At 32.5% G+C, this 17,866-nt stretch carries 12 protein-coding genes; 7 read left to right on the top strand and 5 right to left on the bottom strand.

Annotated features, from left to right (window positions below):
• Positions 1–177: 177 nt before the first annotated feature.
• The 7 genes from hsdR to tgt all read left to right on the top strand — a co-directional run bounded on the left by hsdR (position 178) and on the right by tgt (position 11,801).
• Positions 178–2,631, top strand: coding sequence for an EcoAI/FtnUII family type I restriction enzme subunit R (gene hsdR, locus CLAN_RS04020; RefSeq protein ID WP_197736422.1), 2,454 nt, complete (start codon positions 178–180; stop codon positions 2,629–2,631).
• An 88-nt stretch (positions 2,632–2,719) separates the two neighbouring features.
• Positions 2,720–4,210 (top strand): type I restriction-modification system subunit M, encoded by a 1,491-nt coding sequence (locus CLAN_RS04015; RefSeq protein ID WP_100590652.1) that lies wholly within the window; start codon positions 2,720–2,722, stop codon positions 4,208–4,210.
• An 8-nt stretch (positions 4,211–4,218) separates the two neighbouring features.
• Complete coding sequence (locus tag CLAN_RS04010) at positions 4,219–5,349, top strand: Fic family protein (RefSeq protein ID WP_100590651.1); 1,131 nt, start codon at positions 4,219–4,221, stop codon at positions 5,347–5,349.
• 131 nt (positions 5,350–5,480) lie between these two features.
• Positions 5,481–7,022 (top strand): restriction endonuclease subunit S, encoded by a 1,542-nt coding sequence (locus CLAN_RS04005; RefSeq protein WP_167368932.1) that lies wholly within the window; start codon positions 5,481–5,483, stop codon positions 7,020–7,022.
• Positions 7,012–9,753 (top strand): TrlF family AAA-like ATPase, encoded by a 2,742-nt coding sequence (locus CLAN_RS04000; protein WP_100590649.1) that lies wholly within the window; start codon positions 7,012–7,014, stop codon positions 9,751–9,753. The genes CLAN_RS04005 and CLAN_RS04000 overlap by 11 nt, the downstream gene beginning before the upstream one ends.
• A gap of 25 nt (positions 9,754–9,778) precedes the next feature.
• Positions 9,779–10,153: a hypothetical protein gene (locus tag CLAN_RS03995; RefSeq protein WP_100590648.1), complete on the top strand. Its 375-nt coding sequence runs from the start codon at positions 9,779–9,781 to the stop codon at positions 10,151–10,153.
• Between the two features lie 529 nt (positions 10,154–10,682).
• On the top strand, positions 10,683–11,801 hold the full coding sequence (gene tgt, locus CLAN_RS03985) for a tRNA guanosine(34) transglycosylase Tgt (RefSeq protein ID WP_100590646.1): 1,119 nt from the start codon (positions 10,683–10,685) through the stop codon (positions 11,799–11,801).
• Positions 11,802–11,817: 16 nt separating this feature from the next.
• Here the strand turns inward: tgt and mog are convergent, their stop codons facing one another.
• The 5 genes from mog to aroB are packed head-to-tail and all read right to left on the bottom strand — an operon-like array spanning position 11,818 to position 17,817.
• Positions 11,818–12,345, bottom strand: a complete 528-nt coding sequence (gene mog / locus CLAN_RS03980; RefSeq protein WP_096013247.1) for a molybdopterin adenylyltransferase — start codon at positions 12,343–12,345, stop codon at positions 11,818–11,820.
• Positions 12,335–13,999, bottom strand: coding sequence for an AAA family ATPase (locus CLAN_RS03975; RefSeq protein WP_100590645.1), 1,665 nt, complete (start codon positions 13,997–13,999; stop codon positions 12,335–12,337). The genes mog and CLAN_RS03975 overlap by 11 nt, the downstream gene beginning before the upstream one ends.
• Positions 13,986–15,230, bottom strand: a complete 1,245-nt coding sequence (mtaB, locus tag CLAN_RS03970; RefSeq protein WP_096013249.1) for a tRNA (N(6)-L-threonylcarbamoyladenosine(37)-C(2))-methylthiotransferase MtaB — start codon at positions 15,228–15,230, stop codon at positions 13,986–13,988. The genes CLAN_RS03975 and mtaB overlap by 14 nt, the downstream gene beginning before the upstream one ends.
• Complete coding sequence (locus CLAN_RS03965; protein ID WP_100590644.1) at positions 15,227–16,786, bottom strand: mechanosensitive ion channel domain-containing protein; 1,560 nt, start codon at positions 16,784–16,786, stop codon at positions 15,227–15,229. The genes mtaB and CLAN_RS03965 overlap by 4 nt, the downstream gene beginning before the upstream one ends.
• Entirely contained in the window at positions 16,783–17,817 is a 1,035-nt protein-coding gene (gene aroB, locus CLAN_RS03960) for a 3-dehydroquinate synthase (protein WP_100590643.1), read from the bottom strand. The genes CLAN_RS03965 and aroB overlap by 4 nt, the downstream gene beginning before the upstream one ends.
• Positions 17,818–17,866: the final 49 nt, after the last annotated feature.

The following is a 17,866-nucleotide window of genomic DNA, read 5'->3' as shown; positions in this document are numbered from 1 at the left end:
CAGAGATATTATTGTTTTTGCCATTATCGTATAAAATATATTAATAATAAATAGTTGAGATATTATGATTTTTTGTAGTTAGTAAAATTCTTATAAATGTGTTATAATGTTTTTATAATTTTTTATTATTGAAAGAATAATTGTATGGCAACTCCCTATATATTAACAAAATCGGAAATGACAGAAGAAGATATTAAACTTCAATATATTACTCCAGCATTGTTGACAAAATGGGATATTAAAAAAATAACCATGGAGACAGCTCCTGTAAATAATTTCACGGATGGGAAGGTTCTCATTAAAGGAAATGTTCCAAGTCGTGATAAAGGGAAAAGATGTGACTATGTTCTTTGGTATAATAAAGGGACTCCACTTGCGATTGTAGAAGCTAAAGATAATAATCATTCAACATCATTTGGTATGCAACAAGCCATTTCCTATGGAATTATGATGAATGTTCCTTTTGTCTATACATCAAACGGAGATAGCTTTTTTGAACACGATTTTACAACTGGGCTTGAAAAAGAATTTCCCCTTTCGGAGTTTCCCACTGCAGATGAACTTTATGCCCGGTGGAAAGGTGTTGATGCAACAAAAATTCTAGAAGTTGAAAACCGAGAACGATATGCGATGGATGGAGAATCAAAAGTATATGATGTTCCACTTTGCTTTGAAGAAAATCTTTTGAATACACCTTTCTATTCTGGTTCAAATTGTTATCCCCCTAGATACTATCAGCGAAATGCGGTAAATAGAACCCTTGCGGCAATTTCACAACAACAAACCCGAATTCTGATTGTAATGGCAACTGGAACAGGAAAAACCTATACGGCTTTTCAGATTGTATGGAGACTCCTTGAGTCTGGAGTAAAGAAGAAAGTGCTCTATCTTGCTGATAGAAATAATCTCGTAGATCAGACTATTAACGGTGACTTTAAGCCTTTAGAAAAAGTAATCCACAAAATCAATTTCCAAAAAGAAGATAAATCAAAAATTTCAGCATATCAGGTCTATTTTGCCCTTTATCAACAGTTGGATTCCGCAAGGCATCAGGGAGAGGAAGTTGAAGAAACAGAAGTTGAAATAGAAGCAGAAATTGCCAAATATAAAGAGTTCTTCAAACCAGATTTCTTTGATCTTATTATTGTTGATGAGTGTCATCGTGGGTCTGCAAAGGCTGATTCTCGCTGGCGAAAGATTCTTGATTATTTTAGCAGTGCTACACAGATTGGTATGACAGCTACACCAAAGGAAACAAAATATGTTTCTAATATCGATTATTTTGGAGAACCTGTTTACAGCTACAGTCTTAAACAAGGAATTGAAGATGGATTTCTTGCTCCATTCAAGGTAATACATGTTCGGACTAGTATTGATGAGGGCTGGAGACCAAAACTAGGTCAAAAGGATATTAACGGAATTGAAATCGAAGACCAAGAATATAATCTTTCAGATTATGACTATAATATTGTCATCCAAGATAGAATTGATGAAGTTGCCCAGGAAATTACAAAATTCTTAAAAGAAACAGACCGTATGTCCAAGACAATTGTATTTTGTCCCACAGAAGATGCCGCAGAACGTATGCGAGTTGCACTGAACAATTTGAATACTGATATGATTCTGAAAGATAATCAAGGCAATGTAAAAGAGCAGTATGTTGTCCGTATCACTGGAAGTGATAAATATGGAAAAGAAAAGCTGGATTATTTCATTTCAGTTTCGCAGCCCTATCCCGTTATTGCAACTACATCAAAGCTTCTTTCTACTGGAAGCGACTGCAAGATGGTAAAACTCATTGTTTTAGATGAGCTAATCAATTCAATGACAGAGTTTAAGCAGATAATTGGCCGTGGAACTCGTCTGAGATATGATGAGGGAAAAACTCATTTTACAATAATGGATTTTCGCCGTGTAAGCCGTTTGTTTGCCGACCCAGAATGGGATGGAGAGATTGAACAAGATGACGATTATAATCCAAATCCACAGCCAGAAGGCGAATATGAGGGTGATTTTGAAAATGGCAGTGATGATAATGGGAGCCAAAATGGTAGGAAAGAAATTCAGTTTGTTGGAAAAGGCAGCGTTACTGTACAGGTTCTACAAAGACTAGTTTCTATCTACGATACAAATGGCAAACTTCTGAAGCAAGAAAGCATCGAAGATTACACAAAAGAAAGTATTCTTGGAACATATCAAACCCTTGAAAATTTTATCCAGACCTGGAATGAAGAGCAGAAGAAAGAAGTCATACGCAATATGCTTAAAGAGCGTGGTATAGATTTAGAACTCATTAAAAAAGATCAAAATATGATGGATGTGGATGACTTTGATTTTATCTGCCATATCGCATTTGACCAAAAGCCCTTGACTCGTCGTGAGCGTGCAGAAAAAGTAAAGAAACGAGATCTTTTTGGTAAATATGGAGAAGCTGCAAAAGAGGTGATCAATGCGCTGCTGGATAAATATGCCCAACTTGGCATTTACGACATTGAGTCAACCGAAATTCTCAAGCAGAGTCCATTTACAAAGTTTGGGAAACCTTCTCGGATTGCAGCCTTGTTTGGGGGAAATGATAAGTATAGAACAGCTCTTCGTGAATTGGAAAATGAATTATATAAAATAGCGTAAGGTGTGTCACACGGATTGGATTTTGCTAACACAAAATCTGAAAAAAGAAAATCAAAAATCCGTGTGACAAAATAAAAGGGATAAATAAATGAGCAACTTAAGTGGTTTTGTAAAAAGAGTCCGTGATGTAATGCGGAACGATGCCGGTATAAATGGTGATGCCCAGAGAATTGAACAGATAACCTGGATGCTTTTCTTAAAAGTTTATGACGCAAAAGAAGAAGACTGGGAATTTGATGATGAACAATTTGAATCTATAATTCCCCCAAAATTACGCTGGAGAAATTGGGCTCATGTAGAAAATCAAAATGATGGACTTACCGGAGACCAGCTTTTGAATTTTGTAAACAATGAACTTTTCCCAACATTAAGAAAACTTGAAATAAATTCAGATACCCCAATTCGCCAAAGTATTGTGCGCACAACTTTTGAAGATGCAAACAATTATATGAAAGATGGAGTGCTTCTCCGTCAGATTATCAATATTATTGATGAGCTTGATTTTGGAAGCTATGAAGAAACCCATGCCTTTGGCGAAATATATGAAACTATTTTGAAAGAACTTCAAAGTGCAGGTTCTGCGGGTGAGTTTTACACTCCGCGTGCCGTAACAGAGTTTATGGCAAAAATGATTAAACCACAAATTGGCGAAACAATGGCTGATTTTGCCTGTGGAACAGGAGGATTTCTTTCAAGTTGGATAAAAGAACTTGAAGCAATCAAAGACGCAAAAGGATCAATCAGCAATGAAGATTCTGAAAAACTTTACAATTCAATTTACGCAATCGAAAAAAAACAATTCCCTTATATGCTCTGTGTAACAAATATGTTGCTTCACGGAATTGACAATCCAAAAGTATTTCACGATAACTCACTTACAAAAAAACTTTTGGACTACACAAAAAAAGATGCATTTGATGTAATTCTTATGAATCCACCTTATGGCGGAAGCGAAAAAGAAGACATCAAGCAAAACTTTCCAGCTGATTTAAAATCAAGCGAAACAGCAGATCTTTTTATAGCTGTTATTTTGTATCGTCTAAAGAAAAACGGTCGTGCCGCTGTAATTATTCCTGATGGATTTTTGTTCGGCAATGATAACGCAAAGGTAAATCTCAAGAAAAAGCTACTGACAGAATATAATCTACATACCGTGGTGCGGTTGCCACAAAGTGTCTTTTCTCCTTATACAAGCATTACAACAAATATTCTCTTTTTCAATAATGAAGAACCAACCGGTAAAACATGGTTTTATCGTGTAGATATACCAGATGAAATTAAACACTTTTCTAAAACTAAACCGATGAAATTTTCTGATTTTGATGATTGTGTTGCATGGTGGAATAATCGTAAAGAAATAGCCGATGAAGAAGGAAATCCAAAGGCAAAATGCTTTACTTCTTACGAGCTTATAGAAGGTGGCTATAACCTTGACCTTTGCGGTTATCCTCACGAAGAAGAGGAAATCTTAAGCATAAAAGAGACAATCATAAATTATAAAAAGCATAGTGAAGCTGCAGAAGAAAAAATCAATGTAACACTAGCAAAAATTACTGAAATTCTTGGAATTGAATTATAGGAGAAAAATTGGCAAAGACTTATACTATTCCTAAATTACCACTTGGAATTGACCTTGAAACAAAAGAAATACTCAAACAAGTTAATCTTGCAAACAAAGCGTTGGCAGAATTAAAAGGAGTTGCTCATACAATTCCAAATGAAGGTGTTTTGATTAATTCTCTTGTTATACAAGAAGCAAAGGAAAGTTCCGAAGTAGAAAATATAGTAACAACCCATGATGAGATTTTTCAAGCAGATCTTTCTGTAAGTAATTATGCAGTTAGCAGTGCAGCAAAAGAGGTTATGAATTATAGAGAAGCTATGCTTGAAGGCTTTTCAAGAGTAAAAGAAAATATGCTTCTTACAAATAACATTATTAAAAATATTCAAGAAAAGCTTGAAAAAAATAAAGCTGGGTTTAGAACAAGTGCTGTAACATTACAAAATTCTAAGCAAGAAATTGTTTATGCTCCTCCAAAAACAGGAGATGAAGTTGAACATTATATGTCAAATCTTGAACACTTTATTAACAATTCTGAATTATCTGATTTAGATCCATTGATTAAACTAGCAATAATACATCACCAATTTGAAAGTATACATCCTTTTTATGATGGTAACGGAAGAACTGGGCGTATTATTTCTGTTTTATATTTAGTACAAAATAGACTTTTGGATTTACCAATTTTATATTTGAGTCGTTATATCACTCGTAATAAAGCCGATTATTACAAATTGATTCAAGCTGTCCGTGATAATGATGGAAATATAAAGGATTGGCAGAATTGGGTTATGTTTATTCTTAAAGGAATAGAAGTTACATCTAAAGAAACAATTATTTTAATAAATGGTATTGCGCAATTAATGGCACAATATAAAGCAATCTTAAAACCCGTATTTGGAAAAACATATAAACATGAACTTTTGAATAATTTATTTTTCCATCCGTATACAAAGATTGAATTTATTGAACGGGATATGAATGTTCAACGCAAAACGGCAGCAAAATATCTTGATATGATTGTAGATTTAAAACTTTTGACAAAAATGAAAAAAGGATCATCTAATTATTATATTAATAATGCTTTATTTGAATTATTTCTAAATCAAGGAAAAGTTGTATCAGAAGTTGAAACTATTGAATCTGTAAAATCGTAATATGTACCCAATTTAACGATTTTGGGTACATGCTCATTCGTATATGTACCCAAAATATTGTTTTTGGGTACATATTGATGACATTATGTACCCAATTTGATGAATTTGACAACATAAAAAAGGAAACTAAATTGGCAAAGATAAAAAAAGATACAAATTTAAGAAAAGCAATTCTCCAAGCGGCCATAACAGGCCAGTTGATTAGTAATGTAGAAGGGGAAACTAAAACCGGCAAAGAGCTTTTAGACAAAATTATAGAAGAACGCAACGCAAAACTTCTAGCCCAATGGGAAGAAGCAAAAAAGAAAAACCCAAAAGCCAAAAAGCCCGCTCCAATTGTCCCAAGTGAAATTACAAAAGATGAAATCCCGTTTGAGATTCCGGAGAACTGGTGCTGGTGTAGATTGGGGGAACTTGGTCTTTATAGGAAAGGTCCTTTCGGAAGTAGTTTAACAAAATCTATGTTTGTTCCAAGAAGTGAATTTTCAGTAAAAGTTTATGAACAAAAAAATGCAATACAAAAAGACTTTACACTTGGCGATTATTACATTCCAAAAGAAAAATTTGATTCAATGCAGAGTTTTATTGTTGAACCTGAAGATATAATTATAAGTTGTGCAGGAACAATTGGGGAAGTTTATAAATTACCCCAAAATGCTCCAATTGGAATTATCAACCAAGCATTAATGAGAGTAAAACTATATAATGATGAATTATCTGCTTTTTGGATGTTATATTTTGATTATGTTCTTAAAAAAGAAGCATCAAAACAAAGTTCTGGAACAGCTATAAAGAACATTCCTCCTTTTGAAATTTTAAAAGCATATCCGTTTCCACTCCCACCACTTGCCGTGCAAAATGCAATTGTTGTAAAACTTGAAGAAGTGCTGCCTTTGGTTGATGCTTACGAAAATGCGGTTCTCCAAAAAGAGGAATTAAAAACCGCTCTTCCAGACAAAGTAAAAAAAGCCATTTTACAAGAGGCAATACAAGGCAAACTCACAAAATCTTGGCGAAAAACTGCCACAATAGAAGAAAGTGGCAAACAGCTTTTAGACAAAATTATAGAAGAACGCAACGCAAAACTTCTAGCCCAATGGGAAGAAACAAAAAAGAAAAACCCAAAAGCCAAAAAGCCCGCTCCAATTGCCGCAAGTGAGATTACAGAAGATGAAATCCCCTTTGAAATTCCTAAAAGCTGGTGTTGGTGTAGATTGGGGGAGATTTGTAAATTAACTGATGGCGAAAAAATTCAAGATATAAAATTACCTTTACTTGACGCAAAATATCTTCGTGGGAAAAAAGAAGCCGAGTACCTATCTTCAGGAAAATTAGCAAAACCTAACGATTTATTAATTCTTGTTGATGGAGAAAATTCAGGAGAAGTATTCATTAATAAAGAAGAAGGTATAATGGGTAGTACTTTTAAAAAATTAAATATTGTTAATGAATTGTATTTACCTTATGTATTGCAATTTATAGCACTGAATAAGGATTTATTGCGAAATTCTAAAAAAGGAGCAGCTATTCCGCATTTGAACAAGGATATTTTCTTTGGATTACTCCTTCCACTCCCTCCGCTTGCTGAACAAGAAAAGATTGTAGAAATAATTGAACAGATGTTGCCTTTGTGTGAAAAGTTGGAAATAAAGGAGAATACAAATGATAAATAAAAATACTCGTGGTTCTGAATGGCATAAATGGGATTTACATATTCATACACCTTTTACAGGTAAAAATGATCAGTTTGAAGGTGCGAATAAGGAAGAAAAATGGGAAAAATATTTAAACAAAATTGAAAAAAATACTGATACAGTTGTTTTAGGAATTACTGATTACTTCTCTATTGAGAATTATTTATATATGGTTGAACAGCAAAAGAATGGAAGAATACCCAATGTTTACTTAATTCCTAATGTTGAATTAAGAATTTTGCCTGTTACTAGAACTGAAACACCTATAAATATACATGTTTTATTCGATCCAAATTTAAGCACAGATATAATCCGACGAGATTTTTTTAATCAACTTGAATTTGAATTTTCAGGTTCGAAATATCAGTGTAATAGAGATTCATTAATCCAATTAGGAAAAGCAATAAATACTAATTCTGTCTCAGATGAAGAAGCTTACAAAACTGGACTTAATCAATTTAATATTACATTTTCTGATTTAAGAAGTGTCTTAAAAGCAAAATCTTTAGAAGGACATTATATAGTTGGCGTTGCAAATAGTAGTGATGATGGTAATAGTGGTATACAAGATAGTTCATTAAGTGCTACAAGAAAAGAAATTTATCGTTTATCAGATTTTATTTTTTCGGCAAATACTAAAGATATAAAATTCTTTTTAGGGAATGGAGTTTTATCTAAAGATGATTTAATAAAGGATTATGGTTCTATAAAACCATGTATACGAGGTTGTGATGCACATGAACTAAATAAAATGTTTTGTTTTGAAGATAAACGCTATACTTGGATTAAAGCATTACCTACATTTAATGGATTAAAGCAAATCTTATATGAACCAGAAGATAGAGTTTATATAAGTGAAGAAAAACCAGAAGACAAATCCGATTATCAAATTATTGATTCTATAATTTTTAATAATTCAGAAATGAATCATCAAGAAATTATGTTTAATCAGAACTTGAATACTATAATAGGTGGTAGATCTTCAGGTAAATCGATTTTACTTGGTTGTTTAGCTTCAACTATTGATCCCAAAATTGAACCAAAAGATAACGAAGAATTCAAGAAATATAATAAACATATTAAAGAATTAAATGAAGGTGTATCAATTAAATGGCGTGATAATACGGATGAATATAGAAAGATTATTTATTATTCACAATCAGCAATAAGTGAAAAAGTACGTGAAGACGAATATGGTATTTCTGGTATAAGTGAGCTTGTTGAAGAAATTGTAAAAAAAGAACCTGATAAATTTGAATTATTAAAGAACTATGATAATTTTGTAACTGTAAACAAATCTGAAATTAATACTAAAATAAACGAATTTTGTCAGTATAAAAGTCAGATAGAAGAAATTAACAGTCAAATTGATAGTATTGGAAATAAAACAGGAATTGAGGCAGAAATTCTAAAAATTCAGAAAGAAATAGAAATAATAAAGAAAAGTTTATCAGTGTATTTAACACCAGAAGAAGATGAAATTTATTGTGAATATAAAGATCAACTTGAAAAACATAGTGTAAATAAAGAAATCTTTATTTCCGATAGTACTCAATTGAAACTATTAAAAGACTTTCCTCTATTTGCTCCTATAGATTCTGCACTTTCAAAATTTTCAAATGATTCATATAAAAAAATTCAAGAGTTTTATTTGAAATTACAAAATGATGCAAATAAACAATGGGATCAATTTATTACTAGTGAAATACAGGAACGTGAAAATTGCATAGAAGCTGAAAATGCATCAATAAAATATATTACTGATACTGAAATTTTTGTACGAGGAGAAAGACTTCAGGAAGATAACACAATAATAAAAAGCAAAACTCTGAAATTACAAGAAGAAAATATAAAAAAGAATAATATTGTTAAATTAGAAGAAGAAAGAAAAAAATTAATAACCGCTAAAGATGAATGTTCTAAAGATATTTGGAGTAAATTTCTAAAATTCAAACAAAAATCTGATGAATTATCTAAAAAACTTTTAACGGAACGAGACGAAGTTAAGATTCAAGCTATATCTACATACATATTTAAAGATTTCTTTGATAAAGCATTGAGTTTACTTAATAGAAGGAATCCTGAGATAAAAAAATACGATAACTATGATGATTTTAATACTTCTGATTTAGAAAAAGCTATGAAAGACTTCTTTGATGGAATTATTTCTGATAAATATGCTTTAGTAAAAACAAATTTCCAGCAAGCATTAATTGATTTATTCTCAAATAATTATTACAAAATATCATATGATGTAAATTATGATGGTGATAAATTTAGTAAAATGTCAGAAGGAAAAAAAGCATTTATTGCTTTACGACTTCTTTTAGATTTTGATGATAGTCTTTGTCCAATTATTATAGATCAACCTGAAGATGATTTAGATAATCGTGCTATTTATGATCAGTTAGTAACATATTTGCGTAAACAAAAAAAGCATAGACAAATTATTCTTGCAACACATAACCCAAATGTAGTTGTTGGAGCTGACGCAGAACTTGTAATTGTTGCAAATCAAAATGGTGATAGTTCTCCAAATCAGGCTGGTGTCAAATTTGAATACTATGCAAATGCTATAGAAGATTCCTTTGTAGATGAATCATGTACTACCACTTTATTATCAAAAGGAATAAGGGAACATATTTGTGAAATTTTAGAAGGTGGAAATATAGCCTTTGAAATCCGTGAAAAAAAATATGGATATAAGTAATAAAAATGTAGGAATATAACATAAAATGGAATTTCATCTTATTGAAACAAGAATAAATTATTCTCTTTTAAAAAAATCAAAACTTACTTTTAGAAGAGGTTCAAGAGAAAAATCTATTTTCCATTACACTTCTATTTATGGACTACAAGGTATTCTGAGTAAAAAGAGCCTTCATTTTACAAACATTAATTACATGAATGATAAAGACGAAATTATTGCAGGGTTGGAAAGTTTTAGTAAAGATAGTGATGTGTTTGAAAAACAACAATCGGAATTACGTTCTATTTTATCAGATAGCCAAGAAAATGTGTTCGTATGTTGTTTTTCGCTTGATAATGATTCTCTACCAATGTGGAATTACTATACAAAAGAAATCAATAATCAAGGATTTAACATATAATTTTATAATAAAAATATCACAGACAATTTTTGTGCTACATTAAAAAAGATTATTTTAAACAAGAACAGGAGTTGCTTGTTGCAATAACTATTCAAAAGTATTTATTACCCAAACCAAAAAAAGCCATATATAAATTTCAAATAAGTAATGAAGCCTTAATTCTTTATTTAGAATTAAAATTTTTAGAAGAAGAAAAAAATATAACTATTTCTCAACTGTACAAAGTAATTTAATATAATTAAGTATAAAAGATTTTTTTGAATATTATAATTTTAGCCAAAACTTATAAAAGTTTTTTACCATAGCTATAAAGACAGCTTGGAATTTAAAATTGCTTAAATCAAAATTTACGAAAGCTTGTTGAAGCAATGAACTGTAAAAATTTTACATATTCTAAATTTATTATATTAATAAAGCAATTTGATATTATATATATTAATACCTTGTGTTTTGCTTTTTAAATCAATTTAATTATTCTAAATTCTAAGCAAGATTTTGATAAAATTACGTCGATTTAATAAGGATTTATATGGAATTTAAGATAGATAAAATAAGCCAAAACGCAAGAGCTTGCACCATCAAAATGGCTCACGGCATAATCCAAACTCCAGTGTTTATGCCAGTTGGCACACTTGGAGCGATTAAGAGTCTTGATGCGGTAGATATGAGCGAAATTTTAGACGCTAAGATAATTTTAGCCAATACATATCATCTCTATTTACGCCCTACTAGCAAGGTTGTTAAGGGATTTGGCGGACTTCATGGATTTAGTGGATTTGATAGAAATTTTCTAACTGATAGCGGTGGATTTCAAGCTTTTTCTCTCTCTCATCGCTCTAAGGCTGATGAAAATGGGATTAAATTTAAAAGTCATATAGATGGTAGTTTGCACTATTTTACACCAAAAAGTGTGCTAGATACGCAGTATGATTTAGGCAGTGATATTATGATGATTTTAGATGATTTAGTGGCTCTTCCAGCGACAAAAGAACGCATAGAACTAAGCCTAAAACGCACGATAAAATGGGCTAAAGAGGCTGAAATGTATCACAAAGCTCAAAAAGCAAATGGAGTTGGCGCTCATCAAAATCTCTTTGGTATCATACAAGGCGGGACTGATTATAAAGCTAGAAAAGAGTGCGCTACGGCGCTATGTGATATGGATTTTGATGGATTAGCCATAGGTGGATTAAGTGTGGGTGAGTCAAATGAGCAGATGTATGATACAGTTCAAGGCGTTATGCCATATATCGACCCTAATCGCCCTAGGTATCTAATGGGCGTTGGTACCCCAGAGGATCTAGTAGAAAATGTAAGTCGTGGGGTGGATATGTTTGATTGCGTGATGCCTACAAGAAATGCTAGAAATGGGACTTTATTTACTAGTTTTGGTAAGCTCAATATCAAAGCGGCTGCTTTTATAAATGACCATGAGCCAATCGATAATGAGTGCCAGTGCTATACTTGTAAAAGATACTCTAGGGGCTATCTAAATCATCTATATAAGGCTAGAGAGCTTACATTTTTTAGACTAGCAAGTTTGCATAATCTACACTACTATCTAAATTTAATGAAGCAAATAAGAGAGGCGATAATGGCTGATAAATTTGCTGAGTTTAGGGCTAAATTTTACGCCAAAAGAGCTTAGGCTCTTAGGCAAATTTCTACTTCTTTTTAGGTCTAAATACCTTTATTTTGCTCTCATCGCACTCAATATATGAAGCGCCAATTAGATCCAAGCAGTATGGAATCGCTGGAAAAATAGGCTCCAAACACTCTTTTATAGCTTTTGGTTGGCCGGGTAAATTTACTATTAAACTCTTATCTCTTATACCGGCACTTTGGCGTGATAAAATCGCTGTTGGGACATATTTTAAACTCACACTACGCATCAATTCACCAAATCCTGGGAGCATCTTTTGGCATACTTTTTCAGTCGCTTCAGGCGTAACATCTCTTAAAGCTGGCCCCGTCCCACCGGTAGTAAAGATAATATCGCACCCTATTTCACACATCTGAATTAAATTAGCAGTGATTAGATCATACTCATCTGGTATCACTCTATAAGTAAAATTTATCTCTCCTATTATCCACTCTTTTAATATATTTTGTATAGCTATGCCACTCTCATCAGCATACACTCCAGCACTCGCTCTATCACTTAGGGTTAATACGCCTATTTTAATCACCATTTATCCTTTGTATTATCATCATCACATCGGCTTTACTAGCTGATTCATTATCTATCAAAAATTGAGCCAAAAGCTCTATCTCGCTTCGCATTTTAGCCACCAAATCATCAACTTCAATATAAATTTGATCTAAAAGTTTGCCAAGCTCATCATCACTTGGTATAATCTTTTCACCCATGAAATACTCATCTAGCATCTCTTTAGCGATATTTTTAGCGATTTTTAAATCATCTTTGGAGTTTGTATATAGCTCACCTTTTATTAAATTTAGTGCCGAAATACCAGCTAAATGAACTCTTATCAATCCCAAAAGATCGCTTTTAGAGCTTAAATATGAATCACTTAAACCAAATTTATCACTAAGTAGCGAAATTTGATTATAATTAATCCCATAAAATTCAGCCATAAGAGCTTTTGCTGATTGATAGATAGCTTGAATTTGTTTTTCGCTTTTAGTTAAGCTATGGAGATGCTTTTTGCCATCTATTACCCTATTTTCTACAGCTTTAAAATCTTCATTGCTTATAATATCCCTACTATTTCTTAGAGCATTTATAGCCGCTTCATTAACCAAAGTCGCAAGCGCCGCACCGCTAAACCCTGTTGTATTTCTAGCTATGAGATCTATATCGATATTATGCTTTTTGTCATTTAAATATATTTTAAGTATATCTTTTCTATCTGATATATCAGGCAGACCTACAAATACTCTTCTATCAAATCTACCACTTCTTAATAACGCTTCATCCATCATCTCAATCTTATTTGTAGCAGCAATCACCACCACGCCACTACTACTTAAAAATCCATCCATCTCTGTAAGCAATTGATTTAGCGTCGCCTCTCTCTCATCGCTTCTATTGCCACCCCTTGCCTTGCCTACAGCATCAATCTCATCTATAAATATTATGCTTGGAGCGTAGGTTTTAGCCATGCTAAATAATTCACGCACACGCTTTGCCCCCATCCCAGCATAAATTTGGACAAAATTAGCACCACTTTGGTAAAAAAACGGCACATTAGCCTCACCAGCTACAGCCTTAGCTATCAAGGTCTTACCAACGCCAGGTGGCCCTATCATCAAAAGCCCTTTTGGCATTTTGATGCCTAAATTTGTATATTTGGTTGGATTTTTTAAAAAATCAACTATCTCAATCAACTCACTCTTAACATCCTTTATGCCAGCAACATCATTAAATGAGATATTTGATACCACAGGCGTGATTTGATTTGCGATATCTTGGGCTAATTGAGTGTTTGTATTTTTAGATTCTAGTTTGGCTATTTTTGGTATAAACTTAAACACCGCAAATACCATCACGCCAAATATAATTAAAATCAAAATAACCCACAAAAATGAGCTATTACCACTCATCTCTACAACTACTTTTTGGCCTAATTCATTTAGGTTTATCATCTCTTTTGGGATGATAAAGCTCTTATTTTCTGTTTTTATTATCACTTCATTGCTATCAATTATAGCGCTTTTTATAGCACCAGCTTGAAGATAATTATCATACTCTAATAGCGTGATTTGGCTAGGCATTGAGCGAAATATCGCAATTACAAATAGCAATATTAAAATCACGCTAGCAATGACTATGGCTGATTTTTTATTGATTTTAGATAGTTTAATTTGATTAAATTTGAGCATAGTTAAAATCCTGTGTAATCTCATAATTTTTGATATTTATCCACTCTTTTGATATATTTTTATCACTTTTGATTTTTATCTTATTATAGTATTGATCCCAGCCCTCATATAGATTCTCATCACAGCTTTTTTCTACTAGCACCTCTAAAGGCTTATCGCAATTTTCTAGCCTAAATTTAAGATTATTTTTAGCTACTATATTTTGGAGGGTTTTTAATCTCTCTTTAGCGGTTTTAGGATCTACATCTATAGCCATTGTGGCTGATTTTGTCCCGCTTCTTGGACTAAATATAAAAGCGTGGATATGAGTAAGTGGGAATTTGATGAAATTTTCTAAGGCTTCATCCCATATTTTTGGCGTTTCACCAGGATGTCCAACGATAAAATCAGTCCCAAGCGCAAAGCCCATTGAGCTAAGCTCGCAAAATAGATCCAGATCTCTAAGCGCCCTATTTCGCCTATTCATTATAGTTAGCATATCTTGGCTAGTATGTTGAAGCGCAATATGCAAATGCCGCTCTAACCACGGCTCACGCAATATCTCTTTAAAGCTCTCATCAATCTGACTAGGCTCAATGCTACCAAGGCGAATTCGCTTAATTCCATTGATTTTACCAAGATTTGATAATAACTTGCCAAGAGTAGTAGAGCTACCTTTGCCATAGCTACCGATATTTGTCCCAGTTAAGACAATTTCGCTATATCCATTATTTGCTAAAATTCTAGCCTCATTTAATATCACGCTCTCATCGATACTTCTGCTAAGACCACGCACACTTGGGATAATACAATAACTACAAGAGAAATCACAGCCCTCTTGAATTTTGATAAAGGCTTTAGTGTGATTTTCATAGTTGCTTACTATATTTTTGTCAATGAAATTTAGATCACCAAGCTCATAAAATGGCTCATTTTTACTTAACATCTCATCAATTTTATCTTTATTACTCGCCCCCAAAACACCAAAAATAGCTGAATTTTTATATAACTCCAAACCCTTGCTAACTGCCCCACAACCTGTCAAAACAACCTTTTTACCACTATTTCGCATACTATTTATATAGTTTCTTACTCCGCTATCAGCGCCATTGGTAACTGTACATGAATTAACCACAATTATATCAGCTAAGCTCTCATCATTTATAATCTCATAATTTTTAATATAGCTTTTTAAAAGCTCGGTATCATAGATATTTGTGCGACATCCAAATGTTTTAAAATATACTCTCAATCTAAATTTTCCTTATTAAATTCTAATTGTCTATTTTCGATTTTACCAAAGTGCCTTCCCATAAATAGAGTTTGAGTAGGATATGCGATTTTGATATCATTTTCAGCATTTAAAGCCTCTATTATCTCGGCGCTAATCGTGCTTCTAAGAGCTAGTGTGCCATATGAGTTATTCATATACCAAACACTAATATTAATCCCATAAGGCTCAAAAAAGCTAAATATTCTAGGCTCTACATTTGTATTTTTGATATTGTATTGATCTCTAAGCTTATTCATCTGTTGTTTGGCTATATCTGTGTAGCCTTTTGAATACTTTCTTGCTATATTTTTGATTATATGCATCGCTTTTTTGTGATTGCTATCATAACTTAGCATTATATCAATCCCATCCCATACGGTTTTCATACCGCTGTGAGTGTAGTTGGCAATGAGTTCTGTAAATATATAGTTATTTGGTATAAATATAATCCTACCACTTCTGCGATTTATCTTATAAGTTGTAAGGGTGATATCTTCATATATCGTCATCCTAAGCAAACTAATATCTATAATATCTCCCACATAATCGCTATTTTGGTATCTTACACGAATTCTATCGCCCACATGAAATGTCCCACCAAAGATAATCACACTCCACCCAAGCAAACTCATAAACATATCTTTCATAGCAATAGCCAAACCAGCCGAAGCAAAACCTAAAATAGTAACTATATAGCTGACATTTTCTATATAGGCAAAGAGTAAAATAAATATTATGATAGTAAAGTTTATCACATTTATAAATTTATTTATGGTGTAAAATCTTTGATTATCACTTAGATATTTTTTCGCTGTAAATTTAAGCAAAAATCCGATCAAAATCACAATAAGAATTGTTAAAAATATAGTTAAAGTCTCTTTGATCTGTGAAGTTAGGCTATCAGTAGCACGGCTAATTGTCTCATCTAATCTAGTTTGATATACTCCAAATGTAGTAGTGGCAATCTCTTTGGCGATATTAAATTCACTTAAAGTTCTATTAATCTCAACTAAATTTGCGTAATTTGGCGTTGTTTTGTTAAGATCATAGATCTCTTGAAGTAAATTTTGCTTTTTACTAAGGATATCTATCGCCACCTCAAGTTGCGCTAAACGGCTATAATACTCAGCTTTTTGACCTTTTAAACGCTTAATATATGAAAATCCACCGATTATAGCAATCGGATTTGTGATCTTATACTCCTCTTCTACATCTGGCACGGCTAGCATATTTTGAAACGGGGATCTCTCATACTCTTTTAATAGCTCTATTTGCTCTTTTAAACTAGCTACTCTACTACTAGTTTCTTCATAATTTTGAGTAGATTTATCCATATTTTTTAGCTGATTTTGAGCCTGTTCTAACTCCAAAAGAAGATTTTGATATGTGTTGTAATTGGCATATTTTATCAGCCAGATATTGCCTTTTAGAGTTGCGTCTAATCTATTTATATTCTCATTTAGTATCGAAATTTGACTCTCCTCAGCCATTAAAGAGAGAGCTAAAAATAGCAAAATTTTTATAATTTTACTCATTTAAATAGCCCTAAAACTTCTAATACTCGCTCTTTAGAAATATCACTTTTTATAAGATTTTTGCCAATTCCATTAGGTAGGATGAATTTAATCACGCTATTTTCACTCTTCTTATCTAGACTAAATGCATTATAAAATGCGTTTTCATCTTTGATTTTATACTTTGTTGGTAGATCAAATTTGATTAATAAATTCTCTATCCTATCAAATTCCTTAACACTCAAAAGCCCTAAATTTACCGCTAATCTATTTGCCATATTTATCCCTATAGCCACCGCTTCGCCGTGTAAAAGCCCCTTGTAATTTAGCTCATTTTCTATCACATGAGCAAAGGTATGTCCATAATTTAACACCGCTCTAAGCCCCTTTTCACGCTCATCTTGGCTAACTACCATAGCTTTTAACTCAACGCATCGTTTGATAATTTTGGTTAAATCATCTTGATTATTTATATCACAACTCTCAAAAAATTCAAAAAACTCCCTATCAAACATAATAGCCATCTTAATCGCCTCAGCGATCCCAGCGGCAAACTCACGCTTAGGCAAACTCTTTAAAAATCTACTCTCGCAATATACCGCCTTAGGTTGATAAAAACTACCGATTAAATTTTTACCAAATTTATTATTTACCCCAGTTTTGCCACCCACACTAGCATCAACTTGAGCCAAAAGAGTAGTAGGGATAGCAATAAAGTCAATCCCACGCTCATAAATACTAGCCGTAAATCCGCCCATATCGCTAATCACCCCACCGCCAAGAGCAATTATAGTGCTAGAGCGATCCAGGCGACTTACAAAAAGCTGTTCTAAAATATCTTCGATTGTAGCTAAATTTTTATACTCTTCTCCATCTGCTATGGTGATTACATACTTCTCATCAGCTTCAATTATTGATAAGATATCATTTAGGTATAATCCACCGACTTTGGAATTTGTGATGATTGCGACTTTGCCTTTGAATTTAAGCTTAGAAAGCTCATCTATATATACTTTGTAGCTATTTTTGTCTAAATTTATATCAATTTGCATATTTTATCCTTTTTTTGATTTTATCCAACTCACCTTTAATTACTCTTTA

Origin of the sequence: Campylobacter lanienae NCTC 13004, from assembly GCF_002139935.1 — a bacterium.
Classification (GTDB): domain Bacteria; phylum Campylobacterota; class Campylobacteria; order Campylobacterales; family Campylobacteraceae; genus Campylobacter; species Campylobacter lanienae.
This window is presented reverse-complemented; position numbering and strand designations above follow the sequence as displayed.